This window comes from Campylobacter rectus, from assembly GCF_004803795.1.
Taxonomy (GTDB): domain Bacteria; phylum Campylobacterota; class Campylobacteria; order Campylobacterales; family Campylobacteraceae; genus Campylobacter_A; species Campylobacter_A rectus.
Genome location: NZ_CP012543.1, coordinates 692,899 through 713,739 on the forward strand (window position 1 = coordinate 692,899; position 20,841 = coordinate 713,739).

Annotated in this window: 18 protein-coding genes; 12 read left to right on the top strand and 6 right to left on the bottom strand. The window is 42.8% G+C overall.

The features are described from left to right. Positions 1-416: 416 nt before the first annotated feature. From msrA to CRECT_RS03390, 3 genes are all read right to left on the bottom strand, one after another. A complete protein-coding gene (gene msrA, locus CRECT_RS03380) occupies positions 417-1,541 on the bottom strand; it encodes a peptide-methionine (S)-S-oxide reductase MsrA (RefSeq protein WP_002944415.1) in 1,125 nt (374 codons plus the stop codon). 160 nt (positions 1,542-1,701) lie between these two features. Next, positions 1,702-1,842, bottom strand: a complete 141-nt coding sequence (locus CRECT_RS03385; protein WP_002944435.1) for a hypothetical protein — start codon at positions 1,840-1,842, stop codon at positions 1,702-1,704. A 7-nt stretch (positions 1,843-1,849) separates the two neighbouring features. Beyond that, positions 1,850-2,491 carry an IMPACT family protein gene (locus tag CRECT_RS03390; protein WP_002944496.1) on the bottom strand — a complete coding sequence of 214 codons (642 nt, stop codon included), beginning with the start codon at positions 2,489-2,491 and terminating at the stop codon, positions 1,850-1,852. Between the two features lie 117 nt (positions 2,492-2,608). Here CRECT_RS03390 and CRECT_RS03395 point away from each other — a divergent pair, with 117 nt between their 5' ends. From CRECT_RS03395 to CRECT_RS03445, 11 genes are all read left to right on the top strand, one after another. Next, entirely contained in the window at positions 2,609-4,189 is a 1,581-nt protein-coding gene (locus CRECT_RS03395) for a cyclic peptide export ABC transporter (RefSeq protein WP_124850430.1), read from the top strand. A 286-nt stretch (positions 4,190-4,475) separates the two neighbouring features. Further along, positions 4,476-6,506 carry a TonB-dependent receptor gene (locus CRECT_RS03400; protein ID WP_002944462.1) on the top strand — a complete coding sequence of 677 codons (2,031 nt, stop codon included), beginning with the start codon at positions 4,476-4,478 and terminating at the stop codon, positions 6,504-6,506. Positions 6,507-7,019: 513 nt separating this feature from the next. Beyond that, positions 7,020-7,649, top strand: coding sequence for a MotA/TolQ/ExbB proton channel family protein (locus tag CRECT_RS03405; protein ID WP_002944397.1), 630 nt, complete (start codon positions 7,020-7,022; stop codon positions 7,647-7,649). Further along, complete coding sequence (locus tag CRECT_RS03410; RefSeq protein WP_002944421.1) at positions 7,627-8,049, top strand: ExbD/TolR family protein; 423 nt, start codon at positions 7,627-7,629, stop codon at positions 8,047-8,049. The genes CRECT_RS03405 and CRECT_RS03410 overlap by 23 nt, the downstream gene beginning before the upstream one ends. Positions 8,050-8,098: 49 nt before the next feature. Then, positions 8,099-10,063: a TonB-dependent receptor gene (locus CRECT_RS03415; RefSeq protein WP_002944326.1), complete on the top strand. Its 1,965-nt coding sequence runs from the start codon at positions 8,099-8,101 to the stop codon at positions 10,061-10,063. Next, complete coding sequence (locus CRECT_RS03420; RefSeq protein ID WP_002944480.1) at positions 10,053-11,033, top strand: FecCD family ABC transporter permease; 981 nt, start codon at positions 10,053-10,055, stop codon at positions 11,031-11,033. Before CRECT_RS03415 ends, CRECT_RS03420 begins: the two co-directional genes overlap by 11 nt. A gap of 1 nt (position 11,034) precedes the next feature. Continuing rightward, positions 11,035-11,799: an ABC transporter ATP-binding protein gene (locus tag CRECT_RS03425; protein WP_002944342.1), complete on the top strand. Its 765-nt coding sequence runs from the start codon at positions 11,035-11,037 to the stop codon at positions 11,797-11,799. A 42-nt stretch (positions 11,800-11,841) separates the two neighbouring features. Then, positions 11,842-12,666: an ABC transporter substrate-binding protein gene (locus CRECT_RS03430; RefSeq protein ID WP_002944475.1), complete on the top strand. Its 825-nt coding sequence runs from the start codon at positions 11,842-11,844 to the stop codon at positions 12,664-12,666. After that, on the top strand, positions 12,666-13,442 hold the full coding sequence (locus CRECT_RS03435) for a hypothetical protein (protein WP_002944377.1): 777 nt from the start codon (positions 12,666-12,668) through the stop codon (positions 13,440-13,442). Before CRECT_RS03430 ends, CRECT_RS03435 begins: the two co-directional genes overlap by 1 nt. A 1-nt stretch (position 13,443) precedes the next feature. Then, a complete protein-coding gene (locus tag CRECT_RS03440) occupies positions 13,444-14,667 on the top strand; it encodes a radical SAM protein (RefSeq protein ID WP_002944396.1) in 1,224 nt (407 codons plus the stop codon). After that, positions 14,664-15,173, top strand: coding sequence for a flavodoxin family protein (locus tag CRECT_RS03445; protein ID WP_002944488.1), 510 nt, complete (start codon positions 14,664-14,666; stop codon positions 15,171-15,173). Before CRECT_RS03440 ends, CRECT_RS03445 begins: the two co-directional genes overlap by 4 nt. A 641-nt stretch (positions 15,174-15,814) precedes the next feature. Here CRECT_RS03445 and CRECT_RS03450 read toward each other — a convergent pair. Next, positions 15,815-16,099 (bottom strand): hypothetical protein, encoded by a 285-nt coding sequence (locus CRECT_RS03450; RefSeq protein WP_157752371.1) that lies wholly within the window; start codon positions 16,097-16,099, stop codon positions 15,815-15,817. A 446-nt stretch (positions 16,100-16,545) separates the two neighbouring features. On the opposite strand from CRECT_RS03450, the gene CRECT_RS03455 reads away from it, so the two are divergent. Next, positions 16,546-17,043 (top strand): phosphatidylglycerophosphatase A family protein, encoded by a 498-nt coding sequence (locus tag CRECT_RS03455; RefSeq protein ID WP_002944378.1) that lies wholly within the window; start codon positions 16,546-16,548, stop codon positions 17,041-17,043. A 194-nt stretch (positions 17,044-17,237) separates the two neighbouring features. Here CRECT_RS03455 and CRECT_RS03460 read toward each other — a convergent pair whose 3' ends face one another. Both CRECT_RS03460 and ccsA read right to left on the bottom strand, forming a co-directional pair. After that, on the bottom strand, positions 17,238-17,669 hold the full coding sequence (locus tag CRECT_RS03460) for a hypothetical protein (RefSeq protein ID WP_002944389.1): 432 nt from the start codon (positions 17,667-17,669) through the stop codon (positions 17,238-17,240). Next, the gene (gene ccsA / locus CRECT_RS03465) at positions 17,669-20,746 is read right to left on the bottom strand and encodes a cytochrome c biogenesis protein CcsA (protein ID WP_002944364.1); all 3,078 of its coding nucleotides are present in this window, start codon (positions 20,744-20,746) and stop codon (positions 17,669-17,671) included. Before ccsA ends, CRECT_RS03460 begins: the two co-directional genes overlap by 1 nt. Positions 20,747-20,841: the final 95 nt, after the last annotated feature.

A 20,841-nucleotide genomic window follows, 5' to 3' on the forward strand; every position in this document is an offset into this window, starting at 1 on the left:
TTGTGCGACCTAAAACCCCCTTCTATGTCCACTTTTCTCTTTTTCTTTGGGAGAGGAAGGGGCTTTGCTTCGCCTACGGCTCGCAGCTTTTGGGGAAGCAGCTATGAGCGAAGCGGTCTTAAGCCCGTAGGGCGACGGTAGCGAACGTAGTGAAGCTAAAGTTAAGCAGGTGCGATAGCGCTTACGCGCCGCACGTTTTTAAATTCACGTTTTCAAGATGCGGGTCTCGGTGCGTAAAATTTGAAGTCAAATTTACAAATTTAGCCAAATTTGACTTCAAATTTGAACGTAAAAAATTAAGGCGAAGTATTTTTTCTTTAGACGAGGCGGATTTAAATTTAAGGGCGGGAGCTACCTTGTCGGTAGTGACCGAGTAAAATTTAAATCCAACGATGTATAAAGGAAAAAGGCAAGCCTTATTTAGCAGCATACTGTGCGTCTAGATATGGGATCAGATACTCGTATCCTTTCGCCGCCATCTCTTCTTTAGGCACAAATTTGAGCGCAGCACCGTTTACGCAGTATCTCATTCCGCCTTTATCTTTCGGACCGTCGTTAAAAATGTGCCCCAAGTGCGAATCGGACATCTTGGACTTGATCTCGGTTCTGACCATTCCGTGCGACAGATCGATCTTTTCATTGACCAAACTCATATCGATAGGCTTAGTAAAGCTCGGCCAGCCGCAGCCCGCATCATACTTATCGTAAGAGCTAAAAAGCGGTTGTCCGTTTGTGATATCGACATAAATTCCCACTCTATCCTCATCGTTTAGTTCGCTGCTGTAAGGACGCTCGGTAGCGGCGTTTTTCACGACGTCATAGGACATCGCGCTTAGTTCGCTTTTTAGCGTCTTATCGTCTTTGTTCGTATAATTTTGCAAATTTTGTTTCATTTCATCTCTCGGGCGTTTTTTATCGCTTAAAATTTCACCTTTTTTCGGCAAGCTGTCAAAGGTTACATGGCAGTAACCGTTTGGATTTTTATCCAAATAATCCTGATGATATTCTTCGGCCTTATACATATTCTCAAGGGCCATTACTTCGGTAACTATTGGTTTTTTATAGTTTTTTTGCTGCTCTTTGACAAAAGCAAGTATCTCGGCTTCGTCGGCCTTATCGGTAAAATATATCCCGCTTCTATATTGGCTTCCCCTGTCGTTGCCCTGCTTGTTTATACTGGTCGGATCGATTGTTTTGAAAAAATATGTTAGCAAATGCTTTAAATCAATCGTGTATTCGTCATACTCGACATAAACGGCTTCGGCGGCATTCGTATCGCCGTAGCTCACGTCTTTGTAGCTTGGATTTACTTGCTTTGAGTTTGCATACACTACCTCGGTTTTAAGCACACCCGGAAGCTGTTTTAAATAAGCCTGCGTCCCCCAAAAGCACCCTCCCGCGAGCACGATAGTTTTCTTTCCCATCGTATCTTTCGCTTGGTTTTTCGTATCCATCTGTTCCCCTTGTAAATTGAAAAACAATCCCAAAAACACCGCCAAAACTCCGGCTATCGCCGTTTTCTTAAAAATGCCTTTTGTCATTTTTATCCTTTGAACTAAATTTTGACGGCATTATAAAGTTTTAGTATAAATTCAGCGTGAAATATCTCTAGGCAAATTTGGTATATCCGAAAAAACGGCCTTGACGCCGCTAAAATTTAACGCCTGGGCCGTAAAACAATCCGAGAAAACCATAAAAATTTTACTTTCGAAAAAGTGAAATTTTAAAACCGCCGTATTTTAAAATTTCGTCCCTCGCGCTTTTAAAGATAGCTTTGGATGAACTCAAAATTCCTGCGATCACGTTCGCAAAGCCGCTTTTCATACCTGCAAATTTGCACATATTTATCTTAAAACGTTTCGTTATAAATTTCGCCTTTTGCAGATAACGCAATGGCGTAAAATTTAAAACCCTCCCGCTCAAACGCGTTTGCAAATGCATAAAATTCGTCAAATTCTCCGCCGTTAAACTTCGCTCGCCAGATCGCGCCTTCTTCGTTAAATTCGCGCAAAAACGCTAAATTTCGCTTTTCAAAATAGTGCTCAAAGCGCGCGTTTAAGACAAACGGCACGAAAAATATGCAAGGCGATTTTATCTCGAATTTAACCAGTCGCCCGCTCAGCTGTGCCGCGCCGATCGCCGCATTTACCGCCGCTGCGTATGCTCGCACGAGGCCTCCTGTGCCTAGCTTTATCCCGCCGAAATATCGCACGATAAGTACGCCCGCATCTATGAGCTCGACACCTCTAAGCGCGTTTAGCGAGGGCTGCCCGCTAGTGCCCTTTGGCTCGCCGTCGTCGCTTTGATTTTCGACGACCTGGCCGTAGCCGTTTAGCTCCCTATATGCCCACACTACGTGCGCGGCCTTCGGATGCTCCGCTTTTAGCCGCTCGTGCAGGGCTTTAAACTCGGAGACGGGGCATAAAAAGCTTAAAAAGGTCGATTTTTTGATCTCGTAAGTAGCGGTAATAATTTCATCGATCGTTTGCACATGTGTCCTTAAATAAAAATTTTATTTTAGCGCAATTTAAAAAATATGCCAATAAATTTAAAATTTATAAAACAATCGGTATCATAATCAAATTTGATTTTAGAATAAGAGATTGCTATGTTAAAAAAAATATCGAAAAAAATGATTTTGCAAATCGCAGCAATGATCGCCTCGAGCGTTATATACAGCGGTTCGAGCATACTCATACTTGCTTTTATCAATAAATATCTTTTAAGTTTAAAAGAGCAAAATGTCCAAATCCTGCTCTGGTTTTTTGTGCTTTTGGCGCTATTTTTAGGCTTTTCCATCTTATCTCGCATCGCGCTTTCGGTCATCGGAAACGACTTTATCTTCGAGCTTAGAGCAAAGATTATAAAAAGAATTTTAGACACCTCGAACCAGCAAATAAACACTATCGGTAAATCAAAACTCATCGCTTCTTTATCAAGCGATATAAACAGTCTGACAAACGGTTTTATGCAAGTTCCAAGCATCATCCAAGGCGGACTGATCGTCATCGCCGCCTGTTTATATATAGGCTATATCTCGTATGAAATTTGCTTATTTTTGATCGTTTGGATGGCTATAGGAGTAGTCATTTGCCGAAAATCGATCAAAAATATCAATAAATACTACGAACTTTATAGAAAAGACGAAGATACGCTCTACAAAGACTATCAAACAAGCATCGAAGGCCATAGGGAGCTTAGCTTAAATCTCATAAGAGCGCGAGAGCTTTATGAAAACCGCTTTCTTCCAAACGCCTTGGATCTGCGCAAAAATATTATAAAGGCGGAAATTTATCAATCGTTTATGAGCAACTGGCTTAACTCCATTATGCTCGGAGCTATCGGCGTGGTGTTATATTTTTGTTTAGCATACGATATGGCAAATTTACAAGATGCCATCACCGTAGCTTTAGCGATCTTGTTTTTGCGTGCGCCGCTAATGATGCTGCTTTATTCGGTTCCGAGCATTTTTCGCTCACGCATAGCCTATGAGCGCATCAAAAAGCTTGATTTGACGGAATACAAAAAAGAATTTGAGCTCGGCGAGACGGTGCCGCAAATGTGGCAAAAGCTAAGCCTTAAAAATATCAATTTCGCTTACGATGAAACCGGCGATTTCAAACTCGAAGACATCAATCTGGAAATAAACAGAGGCGAAACGGTATTTTTGATAGGGAAAAACGGGAGCGGAAAATCGACGCTTTTTATGATTTTAGCAGGGCTTTTGCAAACCAAAAACGGAGAGATGTTTGTAGATGACGTGCGGATAACAAAAGACAATCTAAGAAGCTATGCCAATACGATAAGTGCGGTATTTAGCGATTTTTATCTATTTGACGAGGTGCTTAGCGACGACGACGAACTCATAGACGAACTACTCAAAAAAATGGTTCTGGATAAAAAAGTCAGCGTCAAAGATGGAATTTTTAGCACGCTAAATTTATCTCAAGGGCAAAAAAAACGTCTTGCGATGGTGGCGGCCTTGCTTGAAAAACGTAAATTTTTGATACTTGACGAGTGGGCGGCGGATCAAGACCCCGAATTTAGAAAACTCTTTTACGAAAAATTTCTTGGCGAACTCAAGCAGCAAGGATATACGATATTTGCCATCAGCCACGATGATGCGTATTTTGACGCAGCGGATAAAATTTACGAAATACGAAACGGGCGTTTGAGTAAAATAAAATGATTAATTGTTACTATTTGTAACATAAAAATACTAGTTACTCATAAATTGCAACATAAAGCAGCTGCAAAAAGTTATTTTTAGAATTTCGAATTTTAAAAGGCTGGCTTATCTTTATCGATTATTTGTCGGTTGTTTTATGTTTATTTTATATTACTTGGATATCAATTTTAATTATCGATTAAGGAATAAAATTATAACATTTCAGCATATTATAATCTGTATTTATATGTGTGTATTCGCGCTTACTAATTTCGTATATGAAGCAAATATTTTTTAAGGAGTAAAGATGAAGAAAAATCCATGGAGTAGACATCAAAGTGCAGCTTGCATCCTGTCTTTAATTGTTGCTGTAAATTTATATGCAGCCGATGAAGAAAACACAAAGCTTGAAAAGACCGTCATAACTTCGACAGGTTTTGAAACACCTCTAAAAGACGAAGTCAAAAACGTCTATATAATAACCTCGGAAGAGATCAAGGATCGCGGCTATACGAGCGTGACGGAAGTTCTTGAAAGAACGCCCGGCATTTATATAAGAAATTCCGGAGAATTCGGCGCCGAAGAAATAGACCTGAGGGGGCAGGGCAGCTATGCTAAAACAAATGTCAGGACGCTGATAAACGGAATGGATTTAAACGTATTAAAAGCCGGCCATGGCAACATTACGACGCCTTTTAACCTCATCGCAGTTGAAGATATCGAGAGAATAGAGATAATCCCCGGCGGCGGATCGGTGCTTTACGGCGGCGGAACGACCGGCGGCGTGATAAATATCATCACAAAGAAAAAGCCGAGCAAATTTTATGTAAACGCTTCAAGCAAACTTGCATCGTATGATTACCGCGATGTCGCTTTTAGCATAGGCGGACCCGTTAGAGAAGATCTGTTTTTAAGATTTAGCGCAAAAGGCTTTGACTCGAAAAGTTACAGAAAAGAAGAAAAAAATACGGGACACTATTTTAGCGGAGCGTTAAATTATCAAATAAACGATAAACAAAATATCGCCATTACTCCTAGTTATTATTCTCAAAAAACTAAAAACCAAAGCGGTCCGCTCACATTGCGACAAGTCGAGCAAGACAGAAGGCAGTCCGGCAAAACTCAAGATCCGCAAAAATATACCAAAACCGATCTTAGTATCGACTATTCGATCGATTTTAGCGACAACTTTCAAACGCGCATAATGCCGTATTATTTAAAAACGAAATATATTCAAAAAGGCGAACTCGCATTACCGGGCGGCAAAAAGCGACCTTATCAAACCAAATTTAGCGACAGAAAATACGGAACGAATTTGAAAAATAGGTTCAAATACGGCAGTGGAGAATTAGTATTCGGGTATGATTACGAAGATATATTCGATAAATTGTCCCAAGGCGATGAGCTCGGCAAAACGATACACTCTATCTACCTTGTCGAAAAACACAATTTTACCGATTGGTTCTCTCTTAGCGGCGGAGCTAGATACGAAAGGGCTTTATACGACGTAAAAAGACCCGAAAGCAAAGCCAACAAAAGACCTGCTTTTAATCAAAGCAAACATACTAACAGTCACGCCTTTGATGTGATTCCGAATTTTCAATATTCCGATACCGGAAATATTTATCTTAAATTTGAAAAAGGCTTTGTATCTCCGTCCCCTCAAGAGCTTGTCGACGTCGTAAAAGTAGGCAACCATACCGAATTTAAATTTAACGACCTAAAGCCGGAGACTTTTAGAAGTTACGAAATAGGCATAAAAGACACTATTTTCGATCAATTCTTTAGCGCTACGGTATTTAAAACCTATACCAAAGATATGATATTTTTAAAATGGAAAGAACCTGAACACGGGCTTAATCAAAGGATATTCGAACGAGAATATATAAATTTAGACAGAGCCAAACGTAGCGGATTAGAGCTTTACGCAGAGCAAATTTTATTTGACGACAAGCTAAAACTCACCGAGTCTTTCAGCTACGTAAACTCAAAAGCCACATTTAACAGGAAAGGTAAAGAAGTAACGTTAGCGATACCTTACGTAGCGAAAAGAAAAATCGTTTTGGGCGTCGATTATGCACCGATCAAGGCTCTTAACTTATATGCGAGCCTAAGAAACTATTCTAAAGTTTTAAACAACAACTATGAATATATGAGCGCAAAGACCCTGGTAGATATCTCTGCAAAATATAAATTTACCAAAAATTTCTCCGTATCCGGCGGCATCAAAAACCTCTTTGATAAAAAATACTATTCATATTATGATAGTAGGGCAAAGGGTGTTTATTATCCGTCTCCGGAAAGAAATTTCTACGTAGAGTTTAAATATACCTATTAAAATTTTACAAACCGGCTTTTATTAAGGCCGGTTTACCTTAAATTTTATCGCCATCCTTGCTTGTTTTCTTTATTTAGAACGCAAGCATCTTTTGGCGGTAAGATATGCGATCTTTACTGCCGGACGGACGATATGTATTTGATGCGACAATAAAATTCGCCGGATACGAAACGCAAAATCGCTCTTATTAAGGGCCAAAATTCATTCAAACAAGCAAGAAAGTAATAAAAAGAAAAACCGGGGTGAGGTTTTATATTATTTTACAAAAGCGCAAACGGTATCTCGTGGCCTGAAAAACGTGGTTATCAATGCAGTAATAATATCGATTTATCCGCGCTTTACCGCATACCGAGTTCTACTTAACTCGATAAAAATAGCGCGCATCGATAACGATAATGGAAAAAATATTAAAATTTTATTTTAAAATATTAAAAAAATGCTCTAAATTTTATCATTAATTAATAATTATATCTGTATAATAAATCGCTTTTGATAATTAATATTAGGACTAAAATGTTTGAGTATATAGAAGTCGGCGGTATCTTTATGTGGCCGATATTTTTCCTGTCGGTGCTTGGCGTTGCGGTGTTGCTTGAAAAGGGCGTGTATTTTTTATTTATCGAAATAGACGCTACCAGCTCGTTTAAGATCAAGCTTTGTAATCTGATTTTAGAGGGCGATTACGAAAAAATCAAGGAATTTTGCAAAAGATACAAAAACTCGCTTGCTAAAACCGCGCTTTTCGTGGCCCAAAATTTAGGCGAGGGCGCGAGTAAAACGCAGATCGACTACATCGCCGAGGAGGCCGTATCTATGCAGCTAACCTCGCTTGAGAAGCGCACGTGGATACTAGGGCTTTGCGCGAGCGCGAGTCCGCAGCTAGGCCTGCTTGGCACGATAGTGGGTATGATAAAGGCCTTTAGCGGACTTAGCGGCGGAGTGGACGCGCCGCTCGTGGCAGTCGGCATCTCGGAGGCGCTTTACACTACGGCTTTCGGGCTTATCGTAGCGATACCTTGCGTGATATTTTATCTGATGATCAGCAAGAAGATAGATTTCATCCTAAACGATCTAAACCGCATTATGAGCCTGTTTGGACGCAGTTTTGAAAGGAGAAGCTGTGAGATATGTCCGCAGGGATAAGGGCAAACATACCGGCATCTCGATGCTAAATTTGATCGATGTTATATTTGTGCTTTTGCTGTTTTTTATGCTTACTACTTCTTTTAACAAATTCGCCCACATCGACATCGCCCTACCTCAAAGCGCATCAAATTTAAACGAAGAAGATAAGAAAAACGTTGAGGTTTTTTATCTGCTTAACGGCGAAGTACTTTTGAGTATAAACGGCGAGCAAAAAAGCTTAAATTTGACGAATCTAAGCGAAGAAATCGCAAATTTAACCCCGAAACAAAAAGAGAGCATAAAACTAAACGCGGATGAAGCGATAAACTACGGCGAGGTTGTAAATTTGATCTCTATCTTAAAAGATAGCGGCACGCAAAACGTCGAGCTAAACATCAAGAAAAAACCCAAAGGATAAAAATGAATCGAATTTTATCCTTCTACAAATTTAACCCAAGGAGAAAACGATGATTGTTAAATCAGGTCTAAAGGCTATCGCGCTTTCGCTGATAGCAAGCCTGAATCTCTGTGCAGCAGACAATAACGCCACGAGACTGGACGCCACGGTCGTAACGACAACTGGCTTTGAAAGCGCGCTAAAAGACGAGGCTAGAAACGTGACGGTCATAACTCAAGAGGACGTGAAAAACCGCGGATACCGCGATTTGGAGGAAATTTTAGATAAAGCTGCCGGAGTTAGCTTTATAAACTGGGGCGCGGGCGCTACGGTAGATATGCGCGGCCAAGGCAATCAATCCAACATCGCCGTCAAAGTGCTGGTTAACGGCGTAGGCGCGATGAATATGATCGACTCTACGCCAAACCCCGTGCGAGTAAATCTAATCCCTATCGAAGACATCGAGCGAGTGGAGATAATCCCGGGCGGCGGAGCCGTGCTCTACGGCAACGGCACTAGGGGCGGTGTCATAAACATTATCACGAAGACCAAGCCTAGAGATTTTTACGCGGGTGTCTCGAGTAAATTCGGCTCCTACGGCTATAAAGACTTAAATTTAAACGTAGGCGGCACTATAGCCGAACGACTATTTTTAAAAGCTAACATAAAAGGTTTTGAAGAAAATACCTATAGATACGGCGGCGAGATCGACGGCAAATACGCAAGTCTGGGTCTAACCTATAAAATTTCGGATTTTCAAAGCATATCAATAAATCCAAGCTACTACAAAGAAAAGCAAAGCATCTCTCCAAGTCCGACCAAGGCCCAACTGGCTCAAAATAGAAGAAGCGCGGGCAAGGGCTCAAACTCCTCGAACCTACTAAAAAGAGTAGGGGTTAGCGGGGATTACAGCGTAAATTTCGAAAAAATAGAAGCCAGCGTTACGCCGTTTTATCAAAAAATAGAAACGACGCTGGACGACTCTAAATTTAACGATAAAAAATACGGAGCGAATTTCAAGGCCAAATATAAATACGGTAGCGGAAATTTTATCGGCGGCTACGACTATCAAAAAAACACGGGCGATAGATTTTTAGACTTTGCAACCGGACCTATGAGATTTAACTATATCTACGATATCGAAAAAATAACGCACTCGTTTTATTTTTTAGAAACGCATGATTTTACCGACATTTTCTCGCTTAGCGCCGGGGCCAGATACGAGAACGCGAACTACGATATCTTTAGCAATCAAAAAAGAATAAGAGGCAGGAAGGTTTTTCAGGTAGCGGGTATGCCTATGCGAGGAAATAAGAAAAACAACAACTACGCTTACGAAATAACGCCGAATTTTAAATATTCGGATAGCGGAAATTTGTATTTTAAATTTGAACGCGGCTTCATATCTCCTACGCCGGTGCAGCTAATAGACAAGATAAACCGCACGACATACCGTATAAATAATCTAAAATCGGAAGTTTATCAGACCTACGAAACCGGCGTTAAAGATTTAATTTGGGGTCAATTTATCAGCGCGACGCTATTTTTAACCGACACCAAAGACGAAATAGGCAGACAAACCCTAGGGCCGAATATCGGCGACGGCTGGAGATACTACAACCTAACCAAAACCAGACGCTACGGCGCGGAGCTATATGCGGAGCAATACCTGTTAGATAGCCTAAGGCTTAGTCAGACTTTTTCTTACGTAAAGGCTAAAATTTCCTCCGGCGCAGACAAAGGCAAAGAAATTCCTTACGTGCAAAAGAGTAAATTTATACTGGGCATAGATTATGAGCCGATTAGTAAATTTAAAATTTTGACCGATATAAAATACGGCTCCAGTCACAAGACGGCTTCGTATAAAAAAGTAAATAGCAAAACCACGGTCGATCTAGGCGTTAGCTACGGGCCGCTAAAAGGCTTTACCGTGGCTGCGGGCGTGAAAAATTTGATGGATAAAAAATACGACATCGACATAAACGTTCCCGCGCGCGACAGAAATTACTACGTAGAGTTTAAGTATGCTTACTAAAAATAGAGTCGGGGTAGTTTTAGCGGCGCTGACCGTATCGCTTTTTATATTTTCGCTTAGTCTTGGCGGGGCCGATATCTCGTGGCAAGATATAATCAAATTTGCAAGCGGCGGCGAGATAGACGAGATAAAAGAGACGATCTTGCTTGAGATTCGCTTGCCGCGCGTCATAATGGCCTTTTTAATCGGCATGCTTTTGGCAAGCTCGGGCGTCGTCGTGCAAAGCGTATTTTTAAACCCGCTAGCAGACCCTTACATCATCGGTATCGCCTCCGCCGCGACCTTTGGCGCCGTGGCGGCTTATCTTTTAAAATTGCCCGATTTTTACTACGGAGTGTTTGCTTTTTTTAGCGCGGCGATACTCTCCGTGCTCATTTTTAAGCTCTCTAAAAAAGGCAAATCCATCGCCACGCTTCTTATCATCGGTATCGCATTTTCATCGTTTTTGGGCGCATTTACGAGCTTTGCGACCTACCTCATCGGCGAGGATAGCTTTAAGATAGTAGCATGGATGATGGGTTACGTGGGCTCGGCAAACTGGGGGAAAATCACCTACATCAGCGTTCCTCTCGTGCTATCTATGGCGTATTTTTACTTTAAACGTTTTGAGCTAAACGTCATCCTAAGCGGCGACGAAGAGGCTCAAAGCCTGGGCGTGGACGTAGAAAAGATAAAAAAACGCCTGCTCATCGTTTCATCTTTAGCCGTAGCGTTTTCGGTCGCGTTTACGGGTATGATAGGCTTTGTGGGACTCATCATCCCGCATACGCTGCGCATGATACTAAAAACCTCGAGCAACATCGTTTTGATACCCATTAGCGCCTTTGCGGGCGGGTTTTTCTTGCTGGCCTGTGACACGATAGGCAAAAGCGTCCTAAGCCCTACGGAAGTGCCTATCGGCGTAGTTACGGCGTTTTTCGGAGCTCCGTTTTTTCTATTTTTAGCTATCCGTTCAAGCAGGAGCATATAAAGTGAAAATAAACGAACTATGCTTTAGCTACGGCAAAAAAGAGATACTGAAAAATATAGATTTAAACTTTAAAAATGGCGAATTCGTAGGGATTTTAGGCCCAAACGGCTGCGGTAAATCCACGCTTTTAAAAAATATCCTAAAAATTTTATCCCCAAATAGCGGCATAATAACGCTGAAAAACAAAAAACTGGAGGATTATTCGCTAAAAGAGCTAGCCAAAATTTTAGGCTTCGTGCCGCAAAAAACGATTTTAAATATGCCTCTTACGGTCGAGGATATCGTGCTGATGGGTAGATTTTGCCATCTAAAAAGCCAGTTTAGCGGATATGACGCAAACGACGTCGAAAAGACATACGAGATCATGCGCCTGCTTGACGTAGAAAAATTTGCAAAACGCAGCGCCCACTCTTTAAGCGGCGGCGAATTTCAGCGGGTATTGCTGGCTAGAGCCCTTGTTAGCGAGCCTAAAATTTTGCTTCTTGACGAGCCTACTAGCGCGCTGGATCTAAGCTACGGAGTTCAGATGCTAAAAATCTGCGAAAATTTAACCAGGGAGCTAAAATTACTCTCAGTAGCCGTGCTGCACGATCTAAATTTAGCCGCTATGTTTTGCGACAAACTTATAATGCTAAAAGACGGCGAGATACGCCACGCAGGAGCGGCAAAAGAGCTTTTTACGAAAGAAATTTTATATGAAATTTACGGATTAAACTGCGAAATTTTAGAACATAACGGAACGCCTTTCGTAGCGCCCACAAGATGATAAGGTTACTGAATCAAAAATCAAAATTTGAAAGGATTTTCTATGAAAAAAATCGTTGCATTTTTGCTTACCCTTAGTTGTCTTTTGACGAATTTGACCGCTCAAAACGCGCCCAAAAGACTAGTCGTGCTAGACCCTTCCGTCGTTGAGATGGTTTATATGGTAGGTGCGCAAGATCAGCTGGTTGCGATCTCCACGCTTCAGTTTTCTAAAATTTGGCCCGAGGATCAGACCGTAAAGCTAAAAAGCGTAGGAACCTATACAAAGCCCAACATCGAGCAAATCTTCGAGCTAAAACCGGATCTTGTGGTCACGAGCTTCCATTCGGCAAACGTAAACGAAAGCCTTGCTAAATTTAACCTAAAAACGCTATCTCTAAAAGCCGATAAGGTTGAGGATATATACAAAAATATCGAAGAAATCGGTAAAATAACCGGCAAAGAACAAAAAGCAAGCGAGGTCGTAAGCGAGATAAAATCAAAAATCGACTCTTTTGCAAACAGCGAAGTAAAAGGCAAAAAGATACTGGGCGTATTTTCCTCGACGCCGCTTACGGGCTTTAGCTCAAAGACGCTCCCCGGCGACATCTTTAACAAACTCGGACTAAAAAACATCGCCGACAATCTAGAGGGCTCGACTCCGATAGTCTCGACCGAGTTTATCTTGACGCAAGATCCGGACTACATCATCGTTGTCGGCGGTATGGGCGGCGACGGTGAAAATTTCTTAAAACAAAATCCGGTGCTTAAAAAAACGACCGCCGCGAAAAACGACAAAATACTCATCGTGCCATCCTCGTTGCTACTTCGAGGAACGCCTCGCATAGGCGAAGCCATAGATAAATTTTACGAGATGCTGAACAAATAATGCGCTATTTTCTAGTCTCGTTAATCTTAAATTTGGCTCTACTTTTCTTGCCGTTAAACTCTCGCCAGATAGAGAGCGAGAAGCCTCAAGAGACAATAAGCATAAAGCTAAATTTGACGCGAGACGAGCCTAGCAAAGAGATGAGGGAATACATCCCGCCTCAAAGCGCCGAGCCGCTTGAAATACCGCAAGAGACGCCGCCCGAGCCGGTTAAATTTGAGCCCGAGCCCGAAGAACCGATGCCCGAGGAGCCTGAAATTTTAGAGCCGGAGCCCAAACCCGAGCCGATAGAGCCCAAAAAACCAAAGGAGCAAAAAAAACAACCGCCAAAGCCGAAAACAAAAAAGCAAATCTCGCCAAAGCCGGTGCAAGTTGTTAAAGAGGAGCCTAAATTTGAGCCCGTTCCTGTGCCGACTCAAATTTTACCCGCCGAGCAACCCAGCTCAATTCCGGCTCCCGCAAAAGAAACCAATCAGCAAAGTAGCGACGGAGCCAGAGACGCAAGCGTATGTAAAGACGGCGTAGGATTTAAGGTAGTGCGCGAACCTGAAGCCAAGTATCCGAAAAAGGCGTTGATGTTGCGGCTAAACGGGACATTTAAAGTCGAAGTGGATTTTAAATTTGACGGCGAAATAAAAATAATCGCCGTGCGCGGAGAAAATAAAATTTTTAAAGACGAAGCGGTAAAAATAACAAAAGAGTTAGAAATTAAAGTGTTAAAAAATATTTCACATTGTATAATAACCAAACCTTACGAATTTAAAACGGAGAAATAAAATGTTTAAAACCAGACAAAAAGGACATGCGGGGCCTGCTCGCTCCAGAAAAGTAGAGATGGCGACCAGCGCCGAAGTGGAGAAATTTTTAGAAGAAGAACTGCCTACGCAAAAAGACGGCGTGATCTATATTCACGTGCCGTTTTGCGATAATATCTGTTCGTTTTGCTCGATGTATCGCACCAAGCTGGAAGACGAACTGGACGATTACACGAAATATCTTTTAGGCGAGATAGAAAAATACGGAAAATTTCAGTATCTAAAAGCAAAAAATATCCGCAGCGTATATTTTGGCGGCGGAACTCCGACGATATTAAAAGAGCGTCACCTAGAACCCATCATTAATGCGATTAGATCAAAATTTAACATCGCGGCGGATTGCGAATTTAGCTTGGAGAGCACGCTGCATAATCTAAATTTAAGCAAATTGCGGCTATTAGAGAGCTTAGGCGTAAATCGTTTCAGTATCGGTGTGCAGACGTTTTCCGATAGAGGCCGCAAGCTGCTAAACCGCGTCCAAGGCAAAAAAGGCGCTATAGAACACTTGCAAATGATCAGGCAAAATTTTAGCGGTATGGTCTGTACCGACATCATCTTTAACTACCCCGAGCAGACGCTGGAAGAGGTGCTGGAAGACGCACGACTCGTAGATGAGCTAAGCATTGATAGCACTAGCTTTTATTCGCTTCAGCTCTTTGACAAATCCGAACTCGCAAAGAGCATTTCGCAGGATTATTACGACGTAGAGCACGAACACAAACTACACAACGCATTCGTCGAAAAGCTACTGGGAACCGGCAACTATGAGGTGTTAGAATACACCAAATTTAACCGTATCGGGCGTGACCGCTATCAATACATCCGCCTCAGTCACGAGGGCGCAGATATCTTGCCTCTAGGCAAGGGCGCAGGCGGACACCTTGGCTGTTATGGCATTTATAACGCTAAAGAGAATATGCAAATGATAAGCAAAACAAACGACAAACAGCGCGCCGAAGGACGGCTAAAGAGCCTCTTTCAATACCCTAAAATCGAGCTTGCGCGCGTAAAAAGCTTTGTTAGCGACGCGACCTTTGACGAGCTTACGGAATTTTTCAAAAAATGTGAAAACAAGGGCTATATGAGCATAGAAAACGGCTTTTTAAACTATACGACGGACGGCGTATTTTGGGGCAACTCGATCGCTACCGAAGTAGGAAATATCGCACATAAGGATTTTGAATGAAAAAAATAGTTATTTACTCAAGCTTGACGGGCAACACTGCCAAAGTCGGGCATGCTATCGCACAGGAGCTTGGCTGTGAGGCGGTTAAATTTGACGAAAATTTTAGCCTAAATTTAGACGAATACGACTTTATTGTAGTTGGATTTTATGTCGATAAAGGCGATGCGGAACCTAATTTCAAGCACTTTTTAAGTCAGATAAAAGATAAAAAAACGGGCGTTTTTATGACGCTTGGTATGGATCCCCAGCATGAGCATGCGGCAAACTGTCTAGAAAAAGTCAAAGTCGTCTTGCGAGAGGGAGGCAATGAGATTTTACGCGAGTTTTACTGCCAAGGTGCGATCGATCCTAAAATCATTGAGCAGCTTAGAAAAATGGGCGAGACGATGCCAAACGATCCGCGTTATACCATAACGCCGGAGCGCGAAGCCAGATGGGCCAGAGCCGCGAGTCACCCGGACGAAAACGATCTGGAAAAGGCAAAAACGGCGTTTAGGGGGATATAAATTTGTCGCCGCCGGGCGGTGTCAAATTTACGCAAGCGGTATAAATTTAAGCGATAAATTGGGCGCATTTTAAATTTGTAAAATTTGCGCCATATTTTTAGCTTTATTTTAAATTTAGATCGCCCGAACCCGCACCGCAAAAACTCTAAATTTGATTCGGTCAAATTTAGAGTTTTGTATTTTGGCTTGTTTGCGTAAAAGCAACCGTTTGAAGTTGTTTTTTGCTTTATTATAAGGAAATGGGATTAAATTACGCTCCGCCGGCGCTCTCTTTGAGAGTTGCAAGCACAAAGCGAGCAACGATACAAAAAGAGCTCCCCGCTCCCTTTATCTCTTTCATTGACGATACTTTTACGGTTGTGAGATAGCTTTGCTTATTGTCAAGCAAAGTGCCTCGGACTTGGAAATAAATTTCTAAATTTAGCCCTGCCGAATTTAAAAACGTGCGGCACATTAGCGCTATCGCACCTGTTTAACTTTAAACTTTAGCTTCACTACGTTCGCTACCATCGCTCTATCGAGCTTGAGACCGCTTCACTCGTTACGAGATAGCGACAGGTCGCTCTCATAAAACGTGCAGTAGAGTTAGAAGCCGGGGATAGCTCTGCCGCTAAGCGGCTAGGCGTTTTTTGAAAAAGCTGCTAACGCATAATGTGAGGCGAAGCAAAACTACTTACGCTCTGTTTGTAACCACGGAGCGAAGCGTCGGTAGCAATTGCAGTAAAACTAAAGTAGAGCGTCGCCTTTTTTACTTCATATTTTGCGGCTACCTTGCGCTTAGATGCGCCGTATTTGCCACTACTGGATTTATTTTCTTTAAGAGCTGCCAAAGGCAGACCCGCACCTTTGTCTGCTTTGCTTCGCAGGCTAGCGTATTTTAAGAAGCGGCTACTAGAGCGGCAGACGCCCAAATCCACATCATTCACTGCACGTTTAAGGTAGCGACACTGCTTTGCTTATTACCAAGCAAAGCGTCGCAGACTGCGGCAATATCAATAATATAAAAATTTGAGAAAGTAAATTTGACGATACGGCACGGCGTTGCTGTGAATTTTAAATTTATACACACGATAAAATCGGCAAATTCGTATTGCAGCTTGGAAAATTTAGTCCAAATTTGCCGCGATGATTGCCTTGCAAGAGCTTAACTATAAATTTGAGAGCCGAAAAAGACAAAGTAAAATTTGCAGTTTGGGTTTGTAAAATCTAACAAATTTAACGATTTGTGCCGTCAAATTTGAAAATATCCGAACTCGGCACAAATTTAGCGTCCGAATTTTGATATTTGCAAGCTAAATTTGCTAAAATCGCACTAAAAATCGGCGAGTGAAAATGCGCCGATCGTGATTTAAATTTGATTGCAAGGAAAATTATGCAAAGGTTATTTTTAACGTTTTTTGGCGCCGGGTTAAGCCCCAAAGCTCCGGGCACCGCGGGTTCGCTGGCAGGCGCGGTCGCAGCCTACGGGATTTTGATGTTTTTGCCCGCTTCCACGCTGTTTTTGGCGTCGATTTGCCTTTTTTTGTTTAGTATCAGGGTCATCGACGACTACGAGGCTAAAACCGGCGTGCATGATCACGGCAGTATCGTGATAGACGAGGTTGCGGGTGTTTGGCTGGCGATTTCTATCAGCGGCGCTACGGCGGTGCAGTTTGTGCTCTCGGTCCTGTTTTTTAGGGTGTTTGATATCCTGAAGCCATCCGTGATCGGGCGAATCGACAAAAATGTAAAAGGCGGGCTTGGCGTGATGGGCGACGATATGGTCGCGGGGCTTTTTGCGGGGCTTCTTAGCGCGATTTGCTACGAGGCGTTAGTGAGATTCGGGCTTGACTACGAGTGGGTTAAATTTGAGTTGCCGTTTATGAAGTAGGCCGCCACGACGCTTTCAAAGCAGCTTTAAATTTTAGCTTGCGTTTATCCGTCCAAGCGTCGCTTTCGGTTAAGTAAATTTTACGGATACGAATTTTTATTGTTTTGATTTTGGCGTCAAATTTAACGTCGCCGCTTGCTTTGAAAACAAATGGCGACGAAGAAAATTTGTGAAATTTGGATTTGACGCCGAATTTACTTCTTTCTTTGCGAGGTTCCAAGCTGCTCGTGATAGTCTATTTCGGCTATGTATTCGGGATTTTTCTTTTTTAGCTCGTTGCTCATAAAGGCGATCAGCTTTGCGTCGGCATTTTTGTGGGAAGCTAAAAGCGTGATGAAATTCAGGTGAGCTTTTGCGTCGTTTGCGGACTTGCCGTTTTGTTTGGACGGGATATTAAACGAGGCGGCAAATGTCTTTAAGGCAGCTAAAAGATCGTCTTTATCGCTTTTTTGATCGCTAACGATGCCGATAAGATCTTGTAGGGTGAGTTCTTTTTCTTCTTGTTTTGCAGGCGCATTTTGGGCGGTTTTGCCGCCGAGTTTAAATTTTACGACGAGAAAAATCAGCGCGGCGACGATTATTAAGAAAATCACCGCCAAGATCGCTATTATCAGAGTTTGATTCATCACAGTTTTACCGTTTTGGCAGGCTTTCTAAAATACGCCAAAACCGCGATCAAGATCATCAAAATCGCGCCCATCCATACGAAAGTCGGCACCGGTATCGGCTCGCCTGCGGCGTATGAGTGCATGCCGCTTAGGTAGAAATTTACGCCAAAATAGGTCATTATGATCGACCAGTAGGCGAACATAGAGGTTACGGCAAATGCGTATTGGCTGTTTAGCTTAGGAACAAATCTGATGTGTAAAACCGCTGCGTAAACTAAAATGGAAACCAGCGCCCACGTCTCCTTGCTATCCCAGCCCCAGTAGCGACCCCAGCTCTCGTTCGCCCAGACGCCGCCGAGGAAATTTCCCATCGTAAGCAGGCTAAGCCCCAGTATCATCGCCATTTCGTTTATGCGCGTGGCTTCTAGGATATTTCGCGAAATTTCTTTGTGCTCCTTGCCGCCTTGCAGGGCGAAAAGCACGAGCGTAAACATACCAAGCAGCGAGCAAAGTCCCAAAAATCCGTAACTAGCCGTGATAACCGATACGTGGATCGTTAGCCAGTAGCTCTGAAGTACCGGCACTAGAGTGGTGATCTGCGGATCCATCCAGCTAAGGTGCGCTACAAATAGCGTAACGCCCGCTAAAATCGAGGTTAGCGCCATAGCTATCGGGCTTTGGCGCGAGAATACGATACCCGATAAGCTAAGCGCCCAAGCTATATAAATCATCGACTCGTAGGCGTTGCTCCACGGCGCGTGTTCGGCGATATACCAACGCACGCCGATGCCGAAAGTATGTAGTAAAAACGCCAAAATATTTACGCCGTAGACGATGCTAAAAAGCCATTTGATGTTAAATTTAGGCCTTGCCATCTTGGCAAACACGAAGCATAAAAGTCCAAATCCCGCCAAAAGATATATCGGCGTGAGCGACTCGAAGATTTTATATTCGTTAAAAAATAGCTCCATCTCTACGCGTTTTTCGGTAGGTATGACCGCTTTGCCGTGTTCTTGTTGGTAGGTTTTTATCTCGGCTAGAGCTTGATTTGCTCGGCGCCAGTTATTGTTTTCGCTAGCTTCCGCTACGCCGGCGAAATAATCTCTTAGCATCCTGCCGATAGGCTCGCTCTCGTTTTTAGGAAAATACATCATAGCCGAAGCCGGCGCATACCAGGCGTTGTTTGGATCGTCCATCTTCGGAAACATAGTAAAGACTTCGCCGACAAACACCATATAAAGGATATTTAGACGTTCGTCCACTTTTTGCAAGTCTTTGTCGAAGGTGCCTCGCTCGCCCGGCATTTTGCGGTTTGCGGCTTCGGCAAATTTGGCCAGTTTATAGACGCTTTTGCCGTTTTCTTCGCTGGAGAAAAAGTCATTAAAGCTCGCGTATTTGGCCTTTTCGTCTATGCCGATTAGCTTTTTTAGCTCTTTATTACTGACGTAGATGATCGGCACTTCGCGCCAGTACGGGGCGTTTACCATCATCGAAAGTATGGCTTGATTTGCGTTTAGGCCGTCAAGAGTGTCGCTGCGGTGGATTTTGTTTAAAATTTCTCTTGCAACCGTATCAAAAGGCTTCATTCTACCGTCGGCGCTTTGGATGATCAGCGTGGAGAGCTCTTTGGCGTGATTTACGTCTATGTTTCTAGCGTTATCAAGCGCGTAGGTTTTGCTCGGTGCAAATGCGGTAAGACAGGTTACCAGCGCAAAGCCCGCGACTTTTTTCACGGCGTCTTCGTTTATCATTTTTGATAGTTTTCTAAAACGCGAGCGAGGATTTACGATATTAAAAAACAGCCCCAGCCCCAGCAAAAAGTAGCCGACATAGGTCGGAATTTTACCCGGATCGCGGTTTACCGACAGCACGGTGCCAAGCTCGTCTTGGTCGTAACTGCTTTGGAAAAATCTATATCCGTCGTGATCTAACACGTGGTTCATATAAATTTTATAAGGATAATCCTTGCTCCTGGCATCCTCGACGATGATGTCGCTTGAGTAACTCATCGGCGAATTTGAGCCCGGGTAGCGCTTGAGCTCGAAGTCGTTTAGCTTGAGCGAAAAAGGAAGCTCGACCATCTTCGCGCCCCAATAAACGTTAAAAAGCACGCCGTCAATCCTGGCTTTGGCGGGGATATAGCTGTTTTCGTATAGCATAAGCTGCTGCGTTTGGCCTTCAAAGGTCAAATTTGCCACGAGCGCGTCAAATTCGCCGTTTTTGCTCACGACTCGCTTGGCGGCCTTTGTCAGCAAGGATTTCGGGACGAAATTTATATCCGTAACCGTATAAAGCTGCATCGGCAAAAACTCAATCTCTTTGTCCTTTGGATACTCGCCTTTTTCGTTGGTCGTCATCGTGAAGTATTCGATATTTCGGTTTGAGTTGATGTAAAATTTACCGTCTTTTAGCTCGATTTTGACGAAATTTTCAAGTAAAGGCTGCGCGTCAAATGCAAAGCTAACGCCGCCTACTTCGCGAGTTTCGCCCGCTTGCAGGCTTATCTCCTCTTTTGAATCGCTGCTAGAAACGGTCAGCCGCACCAAAGGATCGCCCTTGTCCGCTTCGTAGTACTCGGTTTGGGCTTTTTTGTAATATCCTTCAAAGCTTAAATTTGCCTTTTTGCCGTCGATTTCAAGCGGCAAATTAAAGTCGTTTGAACCCAAAGAAGTGATTTGTTTAGGGATAGAATTTGAGTAAATTTGACCGTCTTTTTCAGCGGCGATTTCTATTCTCGCGATAGACTCGAAAACGGCGTTTGAGGTTTCGTTTTCTCTGATGTGGATAGTCCCTTCAAAGCCCATATATCTGGTCATCGCGGCCCCAAGAAGCATAAACAAAAAGCTAAGGTGAAATATCAAAACGGGTAGTTTTTCGTTTCTAAAGAGATTGTATCTGAAGATATTATAAACTAAATTTATGCCCAAAAGCACCTGCACCAGAGCAAACCAACTCGCTCCGTAAACCGCCGCCCACGCGCTTTTGGTGTCGTAGTAGCTTTCTATTATCGTCGCCGCGCCGCTGCCGATCGCAAATATAACGAGTAACACGACGGCCGAAGTCATACTGAAAAATAGGGACTTTATCTCGCTCACAATAGATCCTTAAACATAAATTTACAAAATAAAATGGCTATTATAGTAATTTTTTTTAAATAATCTTACTTTTTAGTTATTATTTGATGATATTT

What these genes read in the sequence shown, in the direction of transcription:
- msrA (WP_002944415.1), bottom strand. Translation starts at nt 1,541, where the DNA reads ATGACAAAAGGCATTTTTAAGAAAACGGCGATAGCCGGAGTTTTGGCG.
- CRECT_RS03385 (WP_002944435.1), bottom strand. Translation starts at nt 1,842, where the DNA reads ATGTGCAAATTTGCAGGTATGAAAAGCGGCTTTGCGAACGTGATCGCA.
- CRECT_RS03395 (WP_124850430.1), top strand. Translation starts at nt 2,609, where the DNA reads ATGTTAAAAAAAATATCGAAAAAAATGATTTTGCAAATCGCAGCAATG.
- CRECT_RS03400 (WP_002944462.1), top strand. Translation starts at nt 4,476, where the DNA reads ATGAAGAAAAATCCATGGAGTAGACATCAAAGTGCAGCTTGCATCCTG.
- CRECT_RS03405 (WP_002944397.1), top strand. Translation starts at nt 7,020, where the DNA reads ATGTTTGAGTATATAGAAGTCGGCGGTATCTTTATGTGGCCGATATTT.
- CRECT_RS03415 (WP_002944326.1), top strand. Translation starts at nt 8,099, where the DNA reads ATGATTGTTAAATCAGGTCTAAAGGCTATCGCGCTTTCGCTGATAGCA.
- CRECT_RS03420 (WP_002944480.1), top strand. Translation starts at nt 10,053, where the DNA reads ATGCTTACTAAAAATAGAGTCGGGGTAGTTTTAGCGGCGCTGACCGTA.
- CRECT_RS03430 (WP_002944475.1), top strand. Translation starts at nt 11,842, where the DNA reads ATGAAAAAAATCGTTGCATTTTTGCTTACCCTTAGTTGTCTTTTGACG.
- CRECT_RS03435 (WP_002944377.1), top strand. Translation starts at nt 12,666, where the DNA reads ATGCGCTATTTTCTAGTCTCGTTAATCTTAAATTTGGCTCTACTTTTC.
- CRECT_RS03440 (WP_002944396.1), top strand. Translation starts at nt 13,444, where the DNA reads ATGTTTAAAACCAGACAAAAAGGACATGCGGGGCCTGCTCGCTCCAGA.
- CRECT_RS03445 (WP_002944488.1), top strand. Translation starts at nt 14,664, where the DNA reads ATGAAAAAAATAGTTATTTACTCAAGCTTGACGGGCAACACTGCCAAA.
- CRECT_RS03455 (WP_002944378.1), top strand. Translation starts at nt 16,546, where the DNA reads ATGCAAAGGTTATTTTTAACGTTTTTTGGCGCCGGGTTAAGCCCCAAA.
- CRECT_RS03460 (WP_002944389.1), bottom strand. Translation starts at nt 17,669, where the DNA reads ATGAATCAAACTCTGATAATAGCGATCTTGGCGGTGATTTTCTTAATA.